The 22,116-nt window shown below is 69.7% G+C and carries 14 protein-coding genes and 2 pseudogenes; 3 read left to right on the forward strand and 13 right to left on the reverse strand.

The genetic code is table 11. The annotated features are described in order from the left end of the window. Positions 1-10 precede the first annotated feature (10 nt). The 3 genes and pseudogenes from BMX65_RS31980 to BMX65_RS07225 all read right to left on the reverse strand — a co-directional run bounded on the left by BMX65_RS31980 (position 11) and on the right by BMX65_RS07225 (position 3,060). A pseudogene (locus tag BMX65_RS31980) lies at positions 11-974 on the reverse strand (IS5 family transposase). Between the two features lie 611 nt (positions 975-1,585). Next, complete coding sequence (locus BMX65_RS07215; protein ID WP_074999333.1) at positions 1,586-1,879, reverse strand: hypothetical protein; 294 nt, start codon at positions 1,877-1,879, stop codon at positions 1,586-1,588. 638 nt (positions 1,880-2,517) lie between these two features. Then, on the reverse strand, positions 2,518-3,060 hold the full coding sequence (locus BMX65_RS07225; protein ID WP_074999334.1) for a TetR/AcrR family transcriptional regulator: 543 nt from the start codon (positions 3,058-3,060) through the stop codon (positions 2,518-2,520). A gap of 93 nt (positions 3,061-3,153) precedes the next feature. Between BMX65_RS07225 and BMX65_RS07230 the strand changes: the two genes are divergently transcribed. Both BMX65_RS07230 and BMX65_RS07240 read left to right on the forward strand, forming a co-directional pair. After that, a complete protein-coding gene (locus BMX65_RS07230; protein WP_074999335.1) occupies positions 3,154-3,900 on the forward strand; it encodes an alpha/beta fold hydrolase in 747 nt (248 codons plus the stop codon). Between the two features lie 972 nt (positions 3,901-4,872). Next, positions 4,873-6,501 carry an adenosine deaminase family protein gene (locus BMX65_RS07240; RefSeq protein ID WP_074999336.1) on the forward strand — a complete coding sequence of 543 codons (1,629 nt, stop codon included), beginning with the start codon at positions 4,873-4,875 and terminating at the stop codon, positions 6,499-6,501. Between the two features lie 192 nt (positions 6,502-6,693). On the opposite strand, the gene BMX65_RS07245 is transcribed toward BMX65_RS07240, so the two are convergent. Next, the gene (locus BMX65_RS07245; protein ID WP_074999337.1) at positions 6,694-7,065 is read right to left on the reverse strand and encodes a hypothetical protein; all 372 of its coding nucleotides are present in this window, start codon (positions 7,063-7,065) and stop codon (positions 6,694-6,696) included. Between the two features lie 147 nt (positions 7,066-7,212). Between BMX65_RS07245 and BMX65_RS33385 the strand changes: the two are divergent. After that, a pseudogene (locus BMX65_RS33385) lies at positions 7,213-7,389 on the forward strand (IS5/IS1182 family transposase); the annotation flags it as partial. A 59-nt stretch (positions 7,390-7,448) separates the two neighbouring features. On the opposite strand, the gene BMX65_RS07255 reads toward BMX65_RS33385, so the two are convergent. The 9 genes from BMX65_RS07255 to BMX65_RS07295 all read right to left on the reverse strand — a co-directional run bounded on the left by BMX65_RS07255 (position 7,449) and on the right by BMX65_RS07295 (position 21,818). Then, a complete protein-coding gene (locus BMX65_RS07255; RefSeq protein ID WP_107437439.1) occupies positions 7,449-8,651 on the reverse strand; it encodes an IS110 family RNA-guided transposase in 1,203 nt (400 codons plus the stop codon). 261 nt (positions 8,652-8,912) lie between these two features. Continuing rightward, positions 8,913-9,170 (reverse strand): DUF5988 family protein, encoded by a 258-nt coding sequence (locus BMX65_RS07260; protein WP_074999339.1) that lies wholly within the window; start codon positions 9,168-9,170, stop codon positions 8,913-8,915. A 64-nt stretch (positions 9,171-9,234) separates the two neighbouring features. After that, a complete protein-coding gene (locus BMX65_RS07265) occupies positions 9,235-9,519 on the reverse strand; it encodes a cytochrome C oxidase subunit IV family protein (protein WP_074999340.1) in 285 nt (94 codons plus the stop codon). Between the two features lie 3 nt (positions 9,520-9,522). After that, a complete protein-coding gene (locus tag BMX65_RS07270; protein ID WP_079171755.1) occupies positions 9,523-10,173 on the reverse strand; it encodes a cytochrome c oxidase subunit 3 in 651 nt (216 codons plus the stop codon). A gap of 52 nt (positions 10,174-10,225) precedes the next feature. After that, the gene (locus BMX65_RS07275) at positions 10,226-10,975 is read right to left on the reverse strand and encodes a hypothetical protein (protein ID WP_143081817.1); all 750 of its coding nucleotides are present in this window, start codon (positions 10,973-10,975) and stop codon (positions 10,226-10,228) included. Between the two features lie 34 nt (positions 10,976-11,009). Next, positions 11,010-12,284, reverse strand: coding sequence for a cytochrome P450 family protein (locus tag BMX65_RS07280; protein WP_074999342.1), 1,275 nt, complete (start codon positions 12,282-12,284; stop codon positions 11,010-11,012). Positions 12,285-12,378: 94 nt separating this feature from the next. Then, entirely contained in the window at positions 12,379-13,359 is a 981-nt protein-coding gene (locus BMX65_RS07285; protein WP_074999343.1) for an NAD(P)-dependent oxidoreductase, read from the reverse strand. Beyond that, positions 13,349-15,271 (reverse strand): FAD-dependent monooxygenase, encoded by a 1,923-nt coding sequence (locus tag BMX65_RS07290; protein ID WP_074999344.1) that lies wholly within the window; start codon positions 15,269-15,271, stop codon positions 13,349-13,351. Before BMX65_RS07290 ends, BMX65_RS07285 begins: the two co-directional genes overlap by 11 nt. A gap of 16 nt (positions 15,272-15,287) precedes the next feature. After that, on the reverse strand, positions 15,288-21,818 hold the full coding sequence (locus tag BMX65_RS07295; protein WP_074999345.1) for a type I polyketide synthase: 6,531 nt from the start codon (positions 21,816-21,818) through the stop codon (positions 15,288-15,290). Positions 21,819-22,116: the final 298 nt, after the last annotated feature.

Here is a 22,116-nt window from a genome sequence, read left to right on the forward strand (position 1 = left end):
GTCCGGTTGATCACGTGCGGAGCCAGATGAGGAAGGTTGCGGCGGTCGGGTCCCGAGGAAGACGGAGCCGTGTTTGTCGTAGCGGGTGGCCACTGCTCTGGCGTGCTTGAGTCGGTTGATCGCGCGTTCGACGGTGTTGCGTTTCTTGTAGCGATCCTCGTCGAAGCCAGGTAGCCGTCCGCCGCGTGATCCTTTGCCCAGGCGGGCGGCCTGGCTGTCGGCTTTCTCCGGGATGGTGTGCCGGATGCCCCGACGTTGGAGGGACTCGCAGCACGGCTGTTGCTGTAGGACCTTGTCCGCCGCGAGACTGTCCGGCTTCCTGTCCGGCCCGCTCCGCAGGACGCGGATCTTCTCCAGCAGGGGCTTGAACTGCGTGCAGTCCGCCCGCTGTCCCGATGTGACGATCAGGGACAGCGGGCGGCAGCGGCCGTGCGCGCTCAGATGAAGCTTGGTGGTGAACCCGCCCCGCGAGCGGCCCAGGCCCGCACTTCCCGCACCACCTCCACCAGACGGGCGACGAGGCTCTGCCGCGGCGTTCCGCCCTGGTGTTCTGGTGCTGCGTCCCACTTTGAGGCGGGAACCGGTGGTGGATCGGTGCGGGCGCCGGCCGCGTGCTGATGTGCCCGCACGCCGATGGAGTCGACGCAGATGTCCCAGTCGATCTCCCCAGCCGCGTCGGCCGCGGCCTGGGCCTGGGCCTGGGCCTGGGCCTGGGCCTGGGCCTGGGCCTGGGCCTGCTGGAGCAGACGCTCCCAGGTCCCATCGGCCGACCACAGGCGGTGGCGTTCATAGACCGTCTTCCTCGGGCCGAACCGTTCGGGCAGGTCACGCCACTGCACGCCGGTCCGCACCCGGTGCAGAATCCCGTCGATCACCTGCCGGTGGTCCCGCCACCTGCCACAACGCCTGTCGCTGACCGGCAGGAACGGCCGCAGCCGTTCCCACTCGACATCCGTCAGATCACCCCGCCCTATGTCCACATCAACGACACAGCGGCGAAGCAGTCACATGATCGACCGGCCATCGCCTGTCGCGGTGTGCGGAATCGGCCGACGTGGGTGACGATCAACCGGTTTACTCGGGCCGCGCCAGCCGTATCGCCGGTGGCAGCGGGTTGTCATGAGCAGTCACGTCGGCCGAGGCCAGTGAAAGGTGAAGGCAGCCGGGGTGCCCGCCCGGCTGTTCATCAGCGGCCCGGCGAGTGGGCGGCCACAACTCATGGACTGGGCCTGGCCCTTCCGCGTCGTGCTCTGGGGGACCGTGCCGAGGGCCATCGGTGGAGTCAGGCTCACCGGCGGGGCAGCGTCCAGCAGCAGCGGCGGTTGGTGAAGTCGCAGCGACGCGTCGCTCGCCCGTGGTACGCGTTCGCGCGGCATGCACGGTTTCACCTCGCACACCGTTCCCGGCGCACTCATGCCCGTCAGCACGTGTGGAGGAAGGAGAGGCGCGATGCCCAGGAAGGCCGGCACCGGGGACCCGTACAGCTACGACCCGAGAGCGACAGCGTACGGGTCCGACAGCATCAACGACAGCAGCTCAAGGCCGTCATGGAGGGTCGTCGCAGCCCTAGGCACTGTCCGGCGGATCACTCTTCGGGGGCGAGGGTCCTGAGGTCGTAAAGGTAGGAGCGGTCGTCCTTGAAGCTGCGCCAGACGGTGGCTGGGGGTTCGGGTTCGTCAGCGTGGCTGTTGAGAGGATGGGCGGTGACGAGGCCATCAGCGATAGTGCAGTGCCAGCCCTCGGTCGGCGACCAGACGCACCACACGTTCCCGTCCGTTCGACGGTAGGCAGGACGGCCGTTGTGCTCGCCGTTCCGTTCGAAGTGGTAGCGGAGCCCGTCTATGTGGCGCACGAAGGTGAAGGATGCGAGTGCCGTCATACCTTCGGCACTGTATGGGACGGCGCTGCTGGCGGCTAAGCAGGCCCGTGGGTCTGTTCCGTGCGGGGATGACAGGCCACCCATGACTGAGATGATCTTCATGTTGGGGTTGTGATCACGGCGTCGGAGCCGTCATGGATAGCGCCGTACAGTCGACCGACTGGATCCCGTGGGCCGCCCACCGCCTCGCCGTGGAGATCGGCTCCGTGCGGACCGGCGATTGGCTCGACACCCCCTCCGAACAAAAGATCCGGATCAGTAATGCCCGTCTCCATCTGCCCCTGGACAGCCCGGCTGGAGACATTGCCACCGGTGGCGACCGGGCGCCGTGGCTCGACACCTTCAAGCAGATCAACGCAGCGAAGCTGAAGCCCGGCCCAGCCACGTTCTCGGTGCCCGCGGCCCGGTGCGCATCGCTGAGGGCGCTGCACCGCTGGACATCGTTCGAGGCATCGGTCGCAGGGCTGACACGCCGTCGAGCTGACCGAAATGATCGGCGACGACGCCTGACCGCGACACGGTCCCGGACTACGCGACACCACAGCGGACCGGTCAAGGGGGGCTGCACGACGAGCGGCACGATGCAGCCTCCGGCGCAGCATCCGATCCGGGCCTCGCTCGCACCGAGAGCCCGGTCGTCAGGGGGCGGGCGCGAGACCGGTCCGGAAGATGTCCAGGTAGTTGTCGATTGCAGCCCCCTGCCGCTCCGCCGGATGCTCAGCGACGGCGTGGATCAGGCCGCACAGGAGCTTGAGCAGGTTCTCGCCGGTGAGGGCAGGGACAGGGCGGATGCGTGCGAGCAGGTCGGAGGTGACCTCGACCAGCTCTCCCTTGGCCCGGTGCAGAGACTCCGTCTCGTCGGACCCGGTGATCAGAACGTCGGTGAGGCCCGGTCGCGCCAGAGCGGTCAGCAGCGCCGTGCGGAGGAAGTCGACGAGTGCCTTGGCGGGATCGGGATATCCGCCCGCTACGGCCGCCGCATCGATGAGCTCTCGGACCGCCTCTTCCAGAACGGACTCCCGCATGGCCCGCTGCGTGGGGAAAACCCGGTAGACCGTCCCGACTCCCACGCCGGCCCTGCGCGCGAGCTCGTTGAGGGTGAGCGCAGTCTCCCCGCCGATGACTGCGCCGCGAGCCTCATCGAAGATCCGCTGCCTGTTGCGTGCGGCATCCGCCCTCATGATCCCTCCTTCTCACACCTATGTGGATAACCTATCAGATGAGTGCTACGGTGAAGTGGATAACTAATCCACTTCACCTCGTCAGGAGCGGCCATGACCGTTGTGCTCATCCATGGAGTACCCGAGACGCCCTCCCTGTGGAACGACCTCCGGGGGCGGATCGACCGCCCCACCACGACCCTGCGGCTGCCGGGATTCGGCAGCCCTCGCCCGACTCATCTGGACGGCAAGGAGGCGTATGCCGGCTGGCTGGCGAAGGAGCTGCGCGCCCTCGGAGAGCCCGTCGATCTCGTGGGCCACGACTGGGGTGCACACCTGGTGATGCGGATCGTCTCCGCTTACGACGTTCCGGTACGCAGCTGGGTGTCCGACGTCGCACATGGCTGGCACCCCGACTACCAGTGGCACGAGGCGGCCACCCTCTTCCAGAAGAACCCGGAGGGCGAGGAGCTGCTCGCGTCGCTGCGCACCCAGACCCCCGGCAGCCCCAGCTTCGGCGACTTCCTCCGCCCCCGCGGAATGAGCGCCGAACTGGCGGCAGAAGTCGACACCGTCCACGACGAGGAGATGAGTACAGCCATCCTGACGCTCTACCGCTCGGCCTGGCCCAACTTCCACACCGACTGGGGCAAGGACTTCGACCGCCCCGCCCGGGCGCCGGGGCTCGTCCTGATCCCGACCGGCGATCCCATGGCACAGCCCACGATGGACCTGGACATGGCCGCGCGAACCGGCGCACAGGCAGTGGAACTGAACCACCTCACCCACTACTGGATGCTCCAGGACCCCGACCGGGGCGCAGAGGTACTCAACCGCTTCTGGGCCTCCCGTCCCGCATGACACATCCGATGACATCTCGGTCGGTGACGGAGCGAGGCTTCGGCCCCAGCCGCTCCCGCCGTACATAGGGTTCGGAAGAGAACGGCCTCTGACCACGACGTCTCATGACGAGCCGCCGACGGAGTCGGTGGCTCGTCTTCGTGCCGACGCATCTGGCCACTCTCCGTTCGGGTGAGGTACGCAAGTGGTAGGGGGAAACGAGGAACACCACTCGACACCGCACTGGCCGCCCATCTGGAAAAATGGCAGACGGCCTGGAACACCCTGCCCGCCCGCCGGCCGGTGCGGGACTGCTGCGAAACAGGGCACTGCACTGGGGGATCCCCCTCCTCGACGAAGACGCCGAGGTATGGAAACCACTCAACATCTGAACGGATGAAACGGGCCGCCCGTCCGGGCAACCCTTCTCGCATGTGTGGTTGTCAGGTCTTGCGCCAGGAACAGGGCTCGCCCGCTTCCCAGTGTTCGTGGCCTGGCATGGTCAGGAAGAATTCAGCGTCGTCGAGCATCCGCCACCTGGGGGCCGGCAGGTTGCTGAATGCCCCCTGGTTCCGTCGTGAGGGTATGGCGGCCCGGCCGCAGAACTCCTTCCTTCTTGGCCCGTCCGTTGCTTTCCGGGTGTCGGCCAGCAGGCCGAAGTCACTGCCGGTTCCCATCTTCCCGGCGAAGAGCTGCGCACACTCATCACCACTGCTGACCTGATGGGCCCGCCGGAGAAACCACCGGACTCGTGGGTGGAGGCCATCGCGAACGCGTCGCAGTCCGCGTCTCCGATATCAGTCGGATATTTCTCGTAGTTTCCGCGGACTTTCCGCCGGCTGTTGTTCCTACTCCACGGTTCTCCCTTGCTCTACGCCACAGGGTGAAAGGATCTCACTGGCACGTCACACGCCGCCCCGGGGCATCCCCACGATCGAGTGACGTCCCCGCGATCGTGGTCACACCTGAGCCCGGCCCTTTGATCATGCTGAGGTGACTCATCGATCCCGTATCGGCCGCCGTCGGGTGCTGTACCCGAGCGGCGCCGCCGCACTCTGTCTGCTGACCGCGCTGACCGCGCTGCCGGCCGCCGCTCAATCCGACGAGGCCCGGTCCGACAAGGCCGGTCGCTCCGCCGGGCCCGCCGTCCGGCCACCTGCCACGCCCGCCGAGGCGCGCACCGCCGCCTATCTGGAATCCGTCCGCAACGATCCCGGCCGGCTGGGGGACTTCTTCCGGAAGCTGCCCAAGGGCGGCGACCTGCACAACCACCTCTCCGGCGCCGTCACCACCGAGTACCTCATCGAACTCGCCGCGCAGGACGGTCTGTGCATCGAGAAGAAGACGATGACCGCGGTGCAGCCGCCGTGCAAGGACGGTGCCCGCCCGGCCGCCGACGCGCGCACGGACAAGGCGTTCCACAAGGAGTTGGTGCGGGCCTGGTCCATGCAGGACTTCCCGCAGGGCGAATCCGGTCATGATCACTTCTTCGCCGCCTTCGGCAAGTTCGGCGAGGTGACCTGGCGGCACCCGGGCAAGCTCCTCGCTGAGGTCGCCGAGCACGCGGCCCAGCAGAACCAGTCCTACCTTGAGACGATGGCGACCCCGGCCTCCGACGGCGCGAAGAAGCTCGCCGAAGAGGTCGGCTGGGACCCGGACCCGGCACGGATGCACCGCAAGCTCCTCGCCGACGGCAAGCTGGACCGGCTGGTGTCACAGGCCCGGAAGGATGCCGACCGTACAAACGGCGAGTTCCGCACCGAGGCACGCTGCGACACCGCACACCCCCGCCGCGCCTGCCGGCTGCCCGTCCGGTGGATCTCGCAGGTCTCCCGGGGCAGTTCACCCGAACGCGTCTTCACCCAGATCGCGCTCGGCCTGCGGCTGGCCGAGCGCGACCCGCGGTTCGTCGCCGTCAACCTCGTCCAGCCCGAGGACGGTCAGAGCGCGCTGCGCAACTACCGGCTCCAGATGCGGATGCTGAGCTACCTGGGCAAGCAGTACCCGAAGGCCCACATCTCCCTGCACGCCGGGGAGCTGTGGCCCGGGCTGGTCAAGCCGGAGGACCTGTCCTTCCACATCGGCGAGGCGGTGAACGTGGCGAAGGCCGAGCGCATCGGTCACGGCGTCGACCTCGTCCACGAGGACAACTGGCAGCAGCTGGCCCGCACCATGGCTCGCCGGGAGACGGCCGTCGAGGTGCCGCTCACCAGCAACGCACAGATCCTCGGCGTGAAGGGGGACGACCACCCGTTCAACACCTACCGCGCCTATGGTGTCCCGGTCGTCCTGGCCACCGATGACCCGGGCATCTCCCGCACCGACATCAGCCACGAGTTCCAGTACGCGTCCGCCACCTACCGGCTGCGCTACCCCGAACTGAAAGACCTGGCGCGGGCCTCGCTGGAATACGCCTTCCTGCCCGGCCGCAGCCTGTGGCGCGGCAATCCGACGCGCGACGGCTACCGGACCGCCGCGGCCTGCGCGAAGGAACGCCCCGGCAGCGGCAGGCCCGGCGGCGCCTGCGGCCGCCTCCTGGCCGACAGCCCGAAGGCAGCCGCCCAGTGGCGCCTGGAATCCGCCGCCATCACCTTCGAACGCACGCACGTCGGCAAACGCTGACCCCGACCTCGTCGCCCACCCCGGCTCCGGCCCCGGACAAGGAGCCGGGGCCGGGGCCGGTACAGTCCGAGGCGCGATAAGCGCAGGGGTGCCACGGAGCAGGGTCTCCGCCAAGGCGCAAGCCACGAGAACCTGCCGGAACCGGGCGGAGGTAAGAGCATCGAGGCCGGCGCTGCCAGTGAGCATTTCCGTTCACCGTTCGGCTGCTTCGGTATCAGAGGCTCTCGATCCCCGCAGAATATGTAGCCATTGTTGGCAGACTTCGTGGGTGACTGGTTCGAACAGTTCGGGCGTCGAGATCTCGACGAGGAACCGGGTCAGCAGGTCCTGGTGTCCGTCCTCAACTTGCACGTGGTCCTCGAAGTGCACGGCCTGTGCCCAATCGGACAACTGGCCAGGACTGGCGAGTCCCGTGGTGACCTTCTCCACGGCAGCCACTGCGTGGTCACGCCGGAAGATGACAGCCGATGTCGGTTCACTTCGCCTGGCATTGCCTGAAGGTCCGGAGAGTTCACCGTTCCACCGAACCAGCTCTTCCAGAAATCGGCCTGTGCTCGCGTCCATGCCGCCCATCCTGCTTGACCGCGTGTTCTTCGGGCAGTGAGGGCTTTCCAGCCTGCCGGGTGGGTGGAGTAGTTGGCGTGCGGACGTAGAGAAGCTTCTGGTAGCGGGTGGGTGTCGAGTCCAAGCCGTCCTGCCAGGAGCTAGCACGTGCTTGTCTACCCAGCCGGCGTCGATCTGTCCACCTCTGCCTTGCGCTTCCTCGCCGGAGAGCTGGCCGCACATCGACGCGAACAAGGCACACGGTGGTGGCGGCTGTCCGCCGGACGGCCAGCGTTGCTCGTCTTGGCCCACCTGCGGTGCGGGCACGCCCACGCGCAGCTCGCCGGGTGCGGGCCCGTGTCCTGGCGAACGGGGGCCCGGGGGGGGTGCCCCTATTGGTTTCGTCAACCTGTTGGGGCGGGTTGGTGTTCGTAGAAAGTTCCGTCGCGGAGCATCGCGAAGAGCACGTCGGCTCGTCGTCTTGCGAGGCAGAGGAGGGCTTGGGTGTGGTGTTTGCCCTGGCTGATCTTCTTGTCGTAATAGGCCCGGGAGACCGGGTCGGCCAGGGCCGCGAACGCGGAGAGGAAGAAGGCCCGTTTGAGCTGCTTGTTTCCGCGTCTGGAGGGCTGTTCGCCGCGGATCGAGGTGCCCGAACTGCGGGTCGCCGGGGCGAGGCCGGCATAGGCGGCGAGGTGGGCTGCGGACGGGAAGCTGGATCCGTCGCCGACGTCGATGAGGATGCGTGCTCCGGTCCTGACGCCGATCCCCGGCATGGACGTCAGGACCTTGGAAAGAGGGTGGGACTCCAGCAGTTCCTCGATCCTCGTGGCGAGGAGCTTCCGCTGGTCAAGCACTGCTTGGAGCGATCCGGCGAGGCTGGGAACGATCAGTGCGGCCGCGTCCGTGCCCGGGACGACGACGGTCTGCTCGTCCAGTGCGGTGAAGATGTCCCCGACCAGCCGTTCGGCCATCCGCGGTGCCTTCGGACGTATCAGCGCCACGAGCCGGCGCCGTCCGGCCTTGCGGATCTGGGCGGGCGAGCCGAACTGCTCGAGGAGCTTGAGCACGGCCGGATGCTGCACTCGCGGACCCAGGACGCGTTCCAGCGACGGATGGATCTGCGTCAGCAGGCCGCGCAGGCGGTTGCTGATGCGGGTGGCCTCCCCGGCGAGGTCGTCGTCGAAGCCGACGATCATCTCCAACTCGGCGATGGTCTCGTCCTCAAGATCGATCGAGCGGAGGGTGTGAGGCATGACGCGGGCCGCGTCGGCGATGACGAACGCGTCGCGGGCATCAGTCTTAGCCTCACCGGGATAGAGATCGGCGATGCGCCGCATCGTGAGTCCGGGCAGATAGGCGACCGGGCAGCCCATGTTCCTCGCGACCGCCAGCGGCAGGGCGCCGATCGAGGCCGGCTGGTCGACCACGACGAGCACGCTCCCGTGCTTGGCCTGCATTTTCCCGAAGACCTCGCGGAGCTTCGGTTCGCTGTTGGGCAGCCGTTTGTCGAAGGCTTTCTTCCCGGCCGGGGTGACGGCGGTGGCGTGGTGTTCGCCCTTGCCGACGTCCAGGCCGAGGAAGACGGCGATGTCGCTGACGTCGATCACGTGCTTCCTCCGGTTGTCCCTGCCCGGCCGTCCCACGGCACCGATCGCCACATCCACATTACGAAGAGCCTCCCGACCTGCGGAAAAGCCGGTGGTCATGCCCCTAATCAGCGGTCTGTCGATGCCTCCGGAGCCGGTGACACCACCCCCCAGGCCATGCGTTCGACAGGGGGAGAAAGTCATGCCAACTCCGAAGGCCGGGCACCCCATTGCGGGGCCACCAAGAAGGTAATGGGGGGGGTCGGGATCGGCTGAGGGCGCTCATTCCGCGATGCAGGTGCTGTAGGTCCAGCGGTAGAGGGGAACCTCGATTCCCGAGGCGGACTTCGTGGTGTGCGCCCGCTCGAAGTGCTGGTGGCGTCCGTAGTGGGTGACCACGATCTTCCGGGCGGTGACCGTGGTGCCCATGGTCAGCCGCATGAGGCCGCCAAGTCCGTGCGGGGCGCCGTCGAGGTAGACCAGGCACTGGTGAGCGTGGTCCTGGGAGAGGTCTGTCGAGGGTTCGGCGAAGACGGACATCGGGGCTCTCCTATCGGAACAGGTGAAGGCGGTCGGTGGCGTGCGGGGCACATCAGCAGGCAGGTCACATCAGCAGATAGAGGGCGACGATCACGGCGCAGGCGGTCGCGCACCAGCAGGTGTAGACCGTGCGCAGACGGCGGACCGAGCGGTGCAGTTCCATGAAGACGTAGCCCACGACGAGGACCTTGACGAAGGTGAGGACGACGATGAGGGCGGTGCTCGGCTCGACGCCGAGACCTGCGTGTCCGCTGCCGGCGAGGCTCCACGACAGGGCCGTGAGCGCCATCAGGGCGGCCCAGGCGATGAGGAGCGACCGGCGGCCTGTGGGGGGTGCGGGAGCGGTCATGGTTCACCTGACCAGGTAGAAGAGGGTGAACAGAACGATCCAGAGCGCGTCGGTCAAGTGCCAGAAGGTGGCGCCGTTCTCGAAGAAGCGCAGTCGCCTGGCACCTGTCGGTGCCGTGCCCCGGCCGGTCGTATGCCACATGTGGGCCAGCACGAGCATTGCGATGATCACGTGCAGCAGATGCATTCCGGTGAGCAGGAAGTACATCTGGAAGAAGACGTTCGTCTGCGGGGTGTGGCCGGCTCCGACTGCGCTGCTCCATTCGATCACCTTGGCGACGATGAACAATGCGCCGCAGGTCCCGGCGGCCAGCAGGAAGCGCCGTGAGGTGCGGTGCTCCGATTCCCGTACGGCGTGCACGGCGAGGGCTATGCAGAGGGAGGCGGTGAGCATCAGGAAGGTGTTGACGACGCCGAGATCGGTTTTCATGGCGGCGCGTCCGGCCGCGAAGTCCCGGCTGTGGTTTCCGCGTTCGTTCATGAGCGCTGCAAAATAGGCGGTGAACATCATGAGGTCGGTGAGGACGAAAACCCAGATACCTACTTCGCCGGGCAGCCACGGGGCCGTGCGGTTGGTTTCGGTGCGCCGGTTCGGAACGAGGTTCTGCTGAGTTTTCTCCGCGACGAGCGACGCACTGTTGCTTTTATGAGGCATGTTTTCCTGCCCTTCGCTCTCAGTCGGCCGGGAGACGGTCGGCGTACCGCACCTACTCGGCCTTCGCGTGATACACGCCTTCCGGGTCTTCCTGCCAGGAGATCCGTTCCTGGCGGGCCACTGCCTTCAAGCCGAGATACGTCATCAGGTACACCCACAGCGAGAAGGTGCCGAAGATGAGCCACATCCCGGTGAATCCGGAATACGTCCACTGGCCGCTCTTGAAGAAGATGATGACCACGTCCGTGACCCAGTTCAGGCACAGTGCGAGCGTCAGATAGGCGGACCAGCGCGGGAAGTGCTGGTATTCCGGCGGATTCCAGAGAATGCCCAGCGCCAGCGAGACGAACCAGGCGATGAACGGCGGGACGGCGAAGATGAACATGAACCATCCCATGTCCCACAGCGCCTGGGTGACCTGCGGAGAGGTCTCACCGGCCCGGAAGGCGGCGGCCGACCAGACGATGTTGACCAGTACGATGAGGCATACGCCGCAGCCGAGCGAAATCACCTGCGTGGTGTGGAGAAGAGGAAAGCGGCTTTCGGTACGCCGCGTCCAGATGGTCAGTGCGGCTCCCCAGGGTCCGCAGAGGGTGGCGCCGAGAATCATCAGTACGCACGCCGTTTGCGTACCGAGTCGGTGCTCGACGATCCACGCGCTCAGCCGCTCGGCCGACCAGCCGGGGCTGGGCGGTGGCAGGAATTCCGCCATCGGGAGAAATCCGATGAGATAGATGACGACAAGTACTACACCCATCCACAGATAAAGCCTGTGCGGCTGGGGAGAGAAGCGCGTCTCCATGAGGGTGCGTCCTTTGTCTCTCGGGAAGTGCGCGTCATGCCGCACGGGTGGGGTTCGTGGGCCGGCGCTCAGCAGCATGCGCCTGGCATGGCAGATGGTCGAGGGCCCGGAGCAGGGGTCCGACCCGCCAGTTGAGCTTGTCGGGGGTGTTGGCGAGCGACAGGTCGGGGAAGCGCTCCAGGAGCGCCGGCAGCGCGATGCTCGCCTCCAGGTGGGCCAGCGAGCGACCGGGGCATCCGTGAATGCTGTGTCCGAACGCCAGGAGATAGCCGGGGGTGCGGCTGATGTCGAAAACATCGGGTTCGGGGAATTCCCGAGGATCTCGCTGCGCGCTGGAGATCATGACTTTCACGTGGCTGCCGTCACCGGGAATTTCTGCCGAATCGAGCGTCAGGTCCTCGGCGGCGAACCGCGGGAAGGGGCTCGGTGCGGGCGGCGCGAAACGTAGCGTCTCGTGGACGGCCTGGCTGGTGAGGTCCGGATTCCGGCGGAGCAGGGCGAGTTGTTCGGGGTGGGTGAGCAGGCACAGGACCGCGTTGGAGAGGAGACTGATGGTCGTCTCGTGCCCGGCGAGGAGCAGCAGGAAGGCCGTGGCGCGTAGCTCCTCGTGGGAGAGCAGGTCGGTGTCCGCCGTCCGCAGCAGCGCGTCGAAGAGCCCCGTGCCGGGCTCCTGCCGCTTTGCGCCGATCAGTTCGTCGAAGTACGGGATCAGCTCCTGCCGCGCGGTGATGGCGTCCTGCGGGATCTTGGGGAAGCTGACCCGGTCGGCCCACTCGCGGATACGTCCGTGGTCGAGGTCGGGGACGCCGAGCACGGTGCAGATCATGCTGAGTGTGAGGGGTGCGGCGAAGTCGTCGATCACATCGAACGGTTTCGTTTCGGGGAGCGCCCGGATCAGCCGCTCCGTGTGTTCCTCCACGGTGGAGCGCAGTCCCTCGATGCGGCGCGGCGTGAATGCCTGCGTGGTGGGTTTGCGGAGCCGGGTGTGCTCGGGCGGGTCGGAGTTGAGCATGTTGCGGCCGTGTGGGAACTCCGTGGTGTCGGGGTCCCCGAGGTAGCGGGCGCGCCAGTTCCGGTCGGCCTGTGTTGGGTCGCTGGACAGCGCTGGATGAGCCAGGGCCTCCTTCGCCTCGGGATAGCCGAGCACGAGCCATGCCTCGGCGCCGTCGGGCTGGACAGCCCGGTGGACGGGGCCTTGTTCCAGCAGCCGGGCGTAGACGGGGTTCGGGTCGTGGAGCAGTGCCTCGGCGTGCGGGCGCAGGTCCACAGTGGCGGGCGTGCGGTTCCGGGGGGCGCGTGAGTCGTTCATCGGTGGGTCTCCTTCGTCGTCGGAAGGGGCGAGGGGCGGCTCCTGCCCGCCGGCCACGGTCGGCAGGAGCCGCCGCGCTCCCCCGTGGTCGTACTCAGGTGCCGTCGGGTCGCCCGGCGACGGGCTGCCCCGGGTCCGACTGCGCCCCGTCCGGTGGTGCGTTCTCCAGGCGGGGGCCGGGTTCCGGCCGTCCGTCGAGGAAGTCGAAGATGGCGCCGTTGCGCAGCGGTGAGGACCACTTGCGTGCGGTACGGAAGAGTTCGGCGGCGTTCGCCGTGACGGGCAGCGGGCAGCCCGCGCTTCGTGCCAGGCGCAACGCGGTGTCCAGGTCCTTGAGCAGGTGGTCGCTCGAGCCGAAGCGGCGGGTGTCGCCCGGCTTGAGCATCGGCTGGAGGACGTGCAGCAGCCGCGAGTCGGCGAAGCCGCCTTCGAGGTATTCGGGCAGCCGGTCGGAGTCGAGGTCCGAGGCGGCGGCCAGCAGCGTGGCCTCGGCCAGCGCCCAGGAGGTGGCGCCCACGATGATCTGGTTGCACAGCTTGGTCGCCTGCCCGGCGCCGACGGGCCCGGTCAGGGTGCGGCGGGCCGCGTAGGCGTCCAGGAGGGGCCGTACCCGGTCGAAGTCCTCGGCGCTGCCGCCGGCGAGGACGGTGAGCTTTCCGGCGGCAGCGCCCTGCGGCCCTCCGGAGACCGGCGCGTCGAGCCAGTGCGCGCCGGTCTCGGCGGCCAGCCGGGCGGCGAGGGACCGGGTCTCCTGCGGGCCGATGCTGGAGTGGTCGACGAGTACCTTGCCGGGTCCCGCGCCCTCGGCGAGGCCGCCGGGCCCGAAGGTGACCTCTTCCACGGCGGCGCTGTCGCTGACGCACAGGACGAGCACCGTGGACTCGCGCATGAGGGCGGCCGGCTCGGCGGCCCTGCGTACCCCTGCCGTGTCCAAGCCGGCGGCGCGGCCCGGTGTCCTGTTCCACACCGCGTTCAGGTGACCGGCGTCGGCCAGCCGCTGCGCGAGGGCGGCTCCCAGCATGCCGAGCCCGGCGCAGCCGACGGTCTCGGCCTGCCGGGCTGTCTCAGTCGTCATGCGGGGCCTCGATCTGCCGCAGGACGCTCGCCCGGTCCCAGTGGGACCTCTCCCACACGAACTGGGCCTGGTCGTTGAAGCGGAAGGCGCTCATGCCCTGCTTGGTGAACCTGCTGCCGGGCCGTACGTCCGTGCTCAGTTCGGTGAACGTGCCCTGGGCCTGGGCCGACAGCTCCCACATGACGGCGGAGTACCCGTCGCCCTCCAACTGCGCGAGCAGGATGATCTTCTGGTCGACGATCGCCTCGAACCAGCGCGCCGCTGCCGCACTGATGTCGCGTACGCCGCGGGTTTCCATGCCCATGGCGATGTCTTCCGCCACCGCGTCCGGGGCCCAGCAGGAGGCGTACGCCTCCACATCGCCGTCCATGATCGAGTCGGCCCACTTGCGGAAGGTGGCCGCGTGCGCTTCGTAGGTCTGATGGTCGTCGTGCCGGTGCGGCATGGCGCTCCTCTCGGTGGGTTGCGGGTCGGAGCCGATGGCGGTGAGCAGCCGCTCGGTACGGGGCAGGTCCTTGGGCCTGCCCCGTACCGCGACGTAGCCGTCGGGGCGGATCAGCAGGAACTCCCGGCGGCGTCGGCGCAGTTGGTGGTGGCTGAGCAGCGCCGGATACCGGCGGGTCAAAGCCTCGGCGGCGATGGACAGCGGGCCGTCCGACGGGCCGCAGGTGAGCAGGGTGAACCGGTCGCCCGCGGTGGTGGCTGCCGCGGCCCAGCCCGGCGCCGGCAGACCTGTACGGCGGAACCCGGCCGGCCGGCCGAGTGCGCTCGTCGGGTAGCGGATCCGCTGTCCCGCCACCGTGGCCGCGTACCGGCTCTGGGCGGGAGGGGTCCGCTCGGCGATCCGCAGTACGGCGTTGCGCAGGCCGCTCCAGGGCGGCCGGGCGAGCGCGACGCGGGTCACGTCGCCGGTGGCCTTGACGATCTGGCGTGCTGCGGCGAGGCGTTCGGGCTCGTAGGTGTCCAGGACCGCCTCGTCCAGCGTGCCGCCCAGGACGCCGGCCAGCTTCCAGGCGAGGTTCCGGACATCCTGGAGGCCCAGGTTCAGCCCCTGGCCGCCGACGGCCGAGTGGGTGTGGGCCGCGTCCCCGACCAGCAGGACCCGCCCGGACCGCATGCGCGCGGCGATGCGTTCGGAGGAGCTGAAGGTGGTGAGCGTCTCGATGTCGTCCATCCGCAGCCCTCCGGGGCCACGGGTGTCGAGGATGTCCTGGATGAACCCCGCGGTGGCTTCCTGCCCGTCGACCGCGCTCCCGGCGACCCGGTAGCGGCCCTTCGGCAGGGGTGCGATGACCATGCCGCCGCGCGAGGTGAGGTAGTAGGCCGGCACGTCGGGTACGCGGACTCCGCTCAGCGGCCCTTCGGCGAGGATGAACGGGGTGGGCAGTGCGCTGCCGGTGAAGGCAACACCGAGCAGTTCACGCACCGTGCTGTGCACGCCGTCGGCGCCGATGAGCCAGCGGGTGCACAGCTGTTCGTGCCGCCCGGCACCGTCGCGTACGACGACCTCGACCGTGTCGTCCCGCTGGGTGAGGGAGACCAGCCGGCGGTCCCGCTCCACGGTGCCGCCGGACCGCCGGACGGCGGATTCCAGGAGCGCGTCGGTACGGGACTGGGGCAGTACCAGCGGTGCCTGCCGGGCGCGCAGCCCGACGCTGACGAGCCGTCCGGTGTCGCCGTGGTAATCGAGCCGGCCTGGGGTGTGCGCCTGGCCGCGTGCCGCGTCCAGCATCTCCAGGTCGTCCAGTACCGCCTGGGCCGGCGGCCAGAGCATGATCGCGCGGCTGCCCCGGGCCGGTTCCGGCAACGCCTCGAAGATCCGCACCCGTACGCCCCGGCGCAGCAGTTGGCCCGCCGTGGCCAGCCCGCACGGGCCGGCGCCGATCACCACCGCTTGTGTGTCCGTGTCCATGTGGCACCTCTTCCGGTCAGTTCTGCGCGGGGTCGTCGGTGACGGGCGGCGCAGGAGGTGTGTCCTGTTCGCTCTCCGCGCTCGGCGTGTCCGTCAGCAGACTCAGCAGGTGTGCGGTGAGAGCCTCGACCGTGGGGTGGGTCCACATCGCGGTGGCCGGGAACTCCAGTCCGGTGTCTCGGCCGATCCGGTTGCGGAGCTGGAGTGCGAGGAGGGAGTCCAGGCCGAGTGAGACCAGCGAGGTCTGGGTGTCGAACTCGTCGGGGTCCAGGCGGAACATCTCGACGAGGTGGCCGGTGACGCACTCCCGCAGCAGGGCGCGCCGGTCGTCGTCCTCGATGCAGTGCGCGAGTTCTGCTGCGAGGCCGCCCGAACTGCCTTTCCCGCCGTCCGTGCCGATGAGTGGCGCGAAGAAGGCGAGCGCTGCGGTGTCGGGGTGGGAGGCCGTACGCAGTGCCAGGTCGGCGACGCCGTATCCGGTACGTGTCCGGCCGTGGGCGAGGATCTTCTCCAGCGCGGCGAGGCCCTCGACCGGGCGGATCATGGTGTAACCGAGTTGCTCGTTGTAGGCGCCGCGCCCGTGTTCGGCCCAGCCGCCCCAGTTGATGCTGACGGCCGGCAGCCCCTGGGCCCGGCGCCAGGCGGCGAACTCGTCCAGCCAGGCATTGGCCGCCGCGTAGCTGCCCTGTCCCGGGCGGCCGAGCAGCGAGGACTCGGAGGAGAAGACGGCCCACCAGTCCAGCTCGGGCAGCCCCGCCGTGGCCTCGTGCAGCCGCCACGCTCCGGTGGCCTTCGGGGTCCAGACGCGGTCCAGGAGTAGGGGGTCGATGTTGGTGGCGATGGCGTCCTCGACGACGGCGGCGGCGTGGACGACGCCGCGCAGCGGGTGTCCGCACGCTTTCGCCGCCGTCACCGCTTCCTCCACGACGCCGGCTGTGCTGATGTCGCCGCTGACCACCTCGACCCGGGGGCCGGTGGCCCGCAGCTCCTCGATGACCGTACGGGTGTCCTCGTCCGGCTCCGAGCGGCTGTTGAGGACGATGGCCGCCGCTCCCAGGTCGGCCAGCCGGCGGGCGAGGAGAAGGCCGAGGCCGCCCAGTCCGCCGGTGACGAGGTAGGTGCCGTCGGTCCGTACGACCTCGACGTCCTCGGGGTCGACGGGCAGCGTGGTGGTGCCTTCCGTCGGCCAGGTGAGGACGAGCTTGCCGGTGTGCCGGGCTGCGGCCATGGTGTGGAACGGCTCGGCGGCCTCGGTCACCGGGTGGGTGGTGACGGGCAGCGGCGGGAGGTCGCCGCCGCGCAGCGCTTCGCCGAGTTCCCGCACAATCCGGGCGATGAGGGCCGGATCGGTCTGCCGGAGCAGCACCAGGTCCACGCTGCTCATCGTGATGTTGCGGCGGAAGGGCAGCAGGCCGATGCGCGAGTCGGCGTAGATGTCGCGTTTGCCCAGCTCGATGAACCTTCCCTGGCGGGCCAGTGCGTCGAGCCCCGCCGCCTGCGCAGCGCCGGTCAGCGCGTTGAGCACCACGTCCACGCCCCGGCCCTCGGTCAGTTCGCGCACCTTGTCGGCGAAGTCGGGGTCGCGGGAGTCGAGGACGTGGGTGAGGCCCTGCTCGCGCAGGAAGTCCCGCTTGGCCGCGCTGCCGGCGGTGGCGATGATCTCGGCGCCGCACAGCCGGGCGATGTGCACGGCGGCGAGGCCGGTGCCACCGCTGGCGCTGTGGATCAGCACGGTCTCGCCCGCGCGGAGTCGAGCAAGGTGCCGTAAGGCGTACCAGGCGGTCATGCAGGCGGCGGGCAGCCCGGCAGCGGTCGTCAGGTCCATCCAGTCGGGGACCTGGAGGGCGGCGTCCGCGCGGACGCACACCCGTCGGCTCATCAGCGAGTCGAGCCGTCCGTCGCCCCGGTAGACGAGCGCGGCGACCCGCTCCCCGACCTGGATGTCGGTCACGTCCCCTCCCACGGCGGCCACGGTGCCCGCGCCGTCGAAGAAGGGGGTGGGGGCCCCGTCCTCGGGGGTGCGGAAGCGGTCGAGCGTGCCGAGGGCCTGCAGGACGTTGCCGAAGTTGATGCTGGTGGCCTCCAGGGCGATCTCGATCTCTTCGGGCCCGGGCGCCCTCCGGGCGCCGGCGACCAGTTCGACGGTGCTGGTGGTGCGTACGGCGCCGCGCTGGAGGGTGACGTTGTCCCGGCTCCAGTCGACCGTGCGGAGCTGACGCTCGTCCCAGGCCATCGGCGCGTTGTGCAGCCGGGCCAGTCGGCGGGTGTGCGCGCGGTAGGCGATCTGGTCCTGGTCGGGAGGGCAGGCCAGGAGTTCGCCGGCGAGTTCCTCGGGGGTGGTGGCAGGCTCGATGTCGATGACGGTGGGTCGCAGTTCGGCGTGCTCGTAGCTGAGGACGCGGCACAGTCCCTGGAGTCCGGCTTGGCCGAGCAGCGGCTGGTCGCCTTCCACGACTTCCTGTGCGGCGCAGGTGACCGTCCACAGCCGCGCCGGGGTCTCCTTCGCCAGGGCCGGGTCGGCCATCGGCTGGGCCAGCCGGATCAGGCGCAGGACCCGGTCGCGGGCCAGCGCAGGGCTGTCGGCGTCCACAGCGGCGTCGCGCGCGGGCAGATAAACGACGTTCCGCCCAGCGGCTTCCCCTTCCTGGAGACAGGTGCGCAGCCGCGCCGCGAACGCGCCGGTGTCGGCCGTCGTGGGGTGCGGCAGCGGCAGGACCGTGGCGTGCGCGTCGTGCGCGCCCAGCGCCTCGGCCAGCGCCGCGGCCTGGTCGATGGTCTCCGGTTCGGGGCACAGCGTCCATGCCGAGGCCGGCCGATCCGGTAGGGAGTCCAGGGGCGTCTCCTCCCACACGGTCCGCAGCAGCCTGCTGTCGAACTGCTCCTCGGGTGTGTGTGAGGGCACCTGGACGAACTCGACGCCGGACGCCTCGGCCAGCACGTCGCCCGATCCGGTGAGCAGTTGCAGGTGGGCTGTGCACGCGTGTGCGTCGGCGTGGTCGAGTCGGACGTGGCAGTGCCGCGCGTCGACCACGTCGCCGTAGGCACGCAGCAGCCCGATCCGGCGGGGCACCATGCTGCCGGACTCGACTGCGGTGGTGGCGAACCAGGCGGCGCCCGCCACCTGGAGGCCCACGTCCAGCAGCACCGGGTGCCAGTGCAGCCGCCGCGCGCCGATCCGCGCCCCAGCAGGCAGTTCGATGTCCGCCAGGGCCGTCACGGGACCCTTGCCGCCGCGTACGGCGAGTGCGGTGATCCCGGCGAAGGCGGGCCCGTGTTCGATTCCGCGCTCCTGGCGCATCTGCGCATAGAGCCCAGCAGGGTCGACGGTCTCGTCGTGGCCGGCTTTCAGCGCCGCCAGGTCGCGGCCCGGCGGGTGCTCCGTGTCCTCCTTCCGCGCCTCCTCGATCAGGCGCAGTTCCGCCGTGGCGTGGCAGCGGCCCGTGCCGTCCGCGTCGGGCACGGTGAGCTTCCAGGTGCCGCGCCCCTGGCCCCGTACGGTGGCGGTCGCCGTGACCTCGGTATCGCCGCGCAGCGGCAGGAACTGGCGCAGTTCCACGTCGGTGACCTCGACCTGCCGTATGCCGGTTTCGAAGATGTCGGTCGCGGCGCTCAGCGCCATTTCGCAGAAGGCGGCGCCCGGCAGTACCGGCACCCCATTGATCCGGTGGTCGCCCAGCCACGGGAGGGTGGCGGAGCTGAGGGTGGCCTGCCACAGGTGCCGGTTCTCGCCGTCGGGGTCCAGTACTCGAGGCCCGGTGAGGGGATGGTGGACCCCTTCCTGCTCCGGGGATGCGGCGGCCCTCGCCGGGCGGTCGATCTGGTAGGTGCGCCGTTCCCAGCTCGTGGGCGGCGCATCCGTCAACCGGCCCGCGCCGTAGAGGCGTTGCCAGTCGACGGGGTGGCCGGCGCAATGCGCACCGGCCAGGTGGCCGAGGAAGGTGGGCTTCTCGGGGGTCTCCCGCAGCAGCGAGGGGACGTAGGTGGTGCGGGTGTGGGTGTGTTCCGCCGCGGTGGAGCGTACGGCCTGGCCCAGCAGGGGGTGCGGGCTGATCTCCACGAACAGCCGGTGGCCGTCCTCCACAGCCGCGCCGACCGCACGGGCCAGCCGTACGGTGCTGCGCAGGTTGGTCGCCCAGTAGGCACCGTCGCACTCGACGGGAGCGCGCGGGTCGTCCGCCACGGTGCTGTAGAAGGGCAGGTCCGGCTTCCGGGGCTCCACACCGGACAGTTCGTCCCGCAGCTCCGCCAGGATCGGATCCATCTGCGCGGTGTGCGAAGCGATCTCGACGCTGATCAGCGCCGCCATCACCTCGCGCGCCTTCCACTCGTCCACCAGACGCTGGATCTGCGCGGCGTCCCCTCCGACGACCGTGCTGCGGGGCGCCGCCTCGACGGCGACGGCCACCCCGTCGGCCCCGGCGCGCGCGAGGCCGTCCTCGACCTCTGACCTGCTCAGTTCGACGGACGCCATCACCCCTTGCCCGGCCGTACGTTCGACCAGACGGGAGCGGCGGCAGATGACCCGCACTCCGTCCTCCAGGCGCAGGGCGCCCGCCGTGACGGCGGCCGCCACCTCGCCCATGGAGTGTCCGACGACTGCGGCGGGCTCCACACCGTGCGCGCGCCACATGGCAGCCAGGCCGAGTTGGACGGCGAAGATGACGGGCTGCACGGTGCCCATGGCGGAGATCTCCGCGCGGGAGGTGAGCGTCTTCCGGAGGGAGAGCCCGGTCTCGGCACCGATCAGCGGCTCCAGCGTGTCGATGACCGAGGTGAAAGCGGCTTCGCTGTCCAGTAGCCCCGCGCACATCCCGGCCCACTGGGAGCCGTGCCCGGAGAAGACCCACAGCGGCCCCTGGCCCACTTCGGCGACCACCTTGTCGGCTGTGACGTCCTCGCCGGGTGACTCCGCCTCGTACGTCCTGAGCCGGTCCACGAGTGTGGAGCGCCGCCCGGCGACCACGCCGACCCGGTGCCGGGCGTGCGAGCGGCGGGTGGCGAGCGTGTGCGCCACGTCCGCCAGGGGCGCCGCCGTCCCCTCGCCCTCCAGCCAGTCGGCGAGCCGGCCCGCGGCGATCCGGGTGGCGGGGCGGGTCCCGCCGGAGAGCAGGAAGACCCGCTCTCCTGCCGCGCTCCCGCTGTCCCGGGACCCGCCTCCACCGTCTTCGGCCCGTTGCTCGCCTCCTTCCTTGGGGGAGGTTTCCTGCCCGTCTCCGGGCTCCTCGGACTCCTCGGGCTGCTCCATGATCACGTGGCAGTTGGTTCCGGAGACGCTGAAGGAGGAGACCGCGGCCCGCCGGGGACCCGGCACGCCCCAGGGGCGCGACTCCGTCGGCACGTAGAGGCGGGTGTCCGCCGCATCGATCTCCGGGTTCAAGTCGTGGAAGTGCAGGTTCGGCGCGATGGCCCCGTGCCGCAGGCAGCAGACCGCTTTCAGCAGGCTGGCAAGCCCGGCGACCGGCTCGGTGTGCCCGATGTTGGTCTTCACCGACCCGACGGCGCAGGGCCCTTCGCCCTGCCCGTACACAGAGGCGATGGCGGCGAACTCCAGTGGGTCGCCCACCGCCGTCCCCGGCCCGTGCGCCTCGACCAGGCCCACCTGTCCGGCCCGGACGCCGGCGTGGTCGAGCGCTTCCCGGTAGACGTCGGCCTGCGCGGTCTGCGAGGTGGCCATCAGGCGGGAGCTGCGGCGCCCGTTCTGGTTGACGGCCGAGCCGCGTACGACGGCCAGCACACGGTCGCCGTCGCGCCGTGCGTCGGCCAGCCGTTTGAGGACGACGACGGCGCAGCCCTCGCCGCGCACGTAGCCGTCGGCCGCCGCGTCGAAGGAGTGGCACTGTCCGGTCGGTGAGAAGAAGGACCACCGGGCGGGCAGTACCGTGCCCTCGGGGTCCAGGGTGAGCGAGGCGGCGCCGGCCAGCGCCATGTTCGACTCGCCGTTCAGCAGGCTCTGGCAGGCGGTGTGCACGGCGACGAGGCCGGAGGCGCAGCCGGTCTCCATGGTCAGTTGGGGCCCTTGCAGGTTCAGCAGGAAGGCCAGCCGTCCCGCGGCCATGCTGTCGGTCCCGCTGTGGATGGCGTACGGGTCGGTGTCCTCCAGCGGACGCTGGGAGCGCAGCAGATAGTCCCGCGAGTACAGGCCGAAGAACGTTCCCACCCGTTCCCCGGCAAGATCGGTGGGCGGTGTGCCCGCGTGCTCGCATGCCTCCCAGGCGACCTCCAGCAGCAGCCTGTGCTGCGGGTCGACCCAGGGTGCTTCGTGCTCGCTGATCCCGAAGAAGTCGGGCTCGTAGGAGAAGACGTCCTCCAGGAACGAGCCCCACCGCATCCGCTCGGCCACGTCGGGTGGCAGTTCCTTCAGCGTCTCGGGCGTCCAGCGGTCGGCGGGGACGGGGCCGATCGTATGGCCCTTCGCGTCCAGCAGCTTCCACAGGCCGGAGAGCGAACCGATACCGCCGGGGAAGCGGCAGCCCACGCCGATGACGGCGATCTCTCCCCGGGGCCGTGCGTCCCCTCGTCCAGAAGACTGAACGGCGGATGTGTCCATGTCCAACTCCAGTTCGGGGTGATCGGATCGGGTGGTGCTCCGCGATCGCGTGGTGGCCCGCGATACGGAACGATTCCGTCGAGCCGCGCCACGGCGTACGAGCCGGGCCGTGTCGTACGAGGCAGTGACTGCCGTCGGGACCCAGTGCACCGCGATGGGCTCGGCGCGACAAAGGACTGCGGCGCCGGAAGTGCTGCGACCGGTGCGGCATCGCGCACTTGTGAAATCCGCGGTCGGAGCCGGACGGACGAACCGGGCGGTCCCCGGCGACTCGGCCCGGACCGAGCCGACTCCGGCG

Source organism: Streptomyces qinglanensis (genome assembly GCF_900111245.1).
In the GTDB taxonomy this organism is placed as follows: domain Bacteria; phylum Actinomycetota; class Actinomycetes; order Streptomycetales; family Streptomycetaceae; genus Streptomyces; species Streptomyces qinglanensis.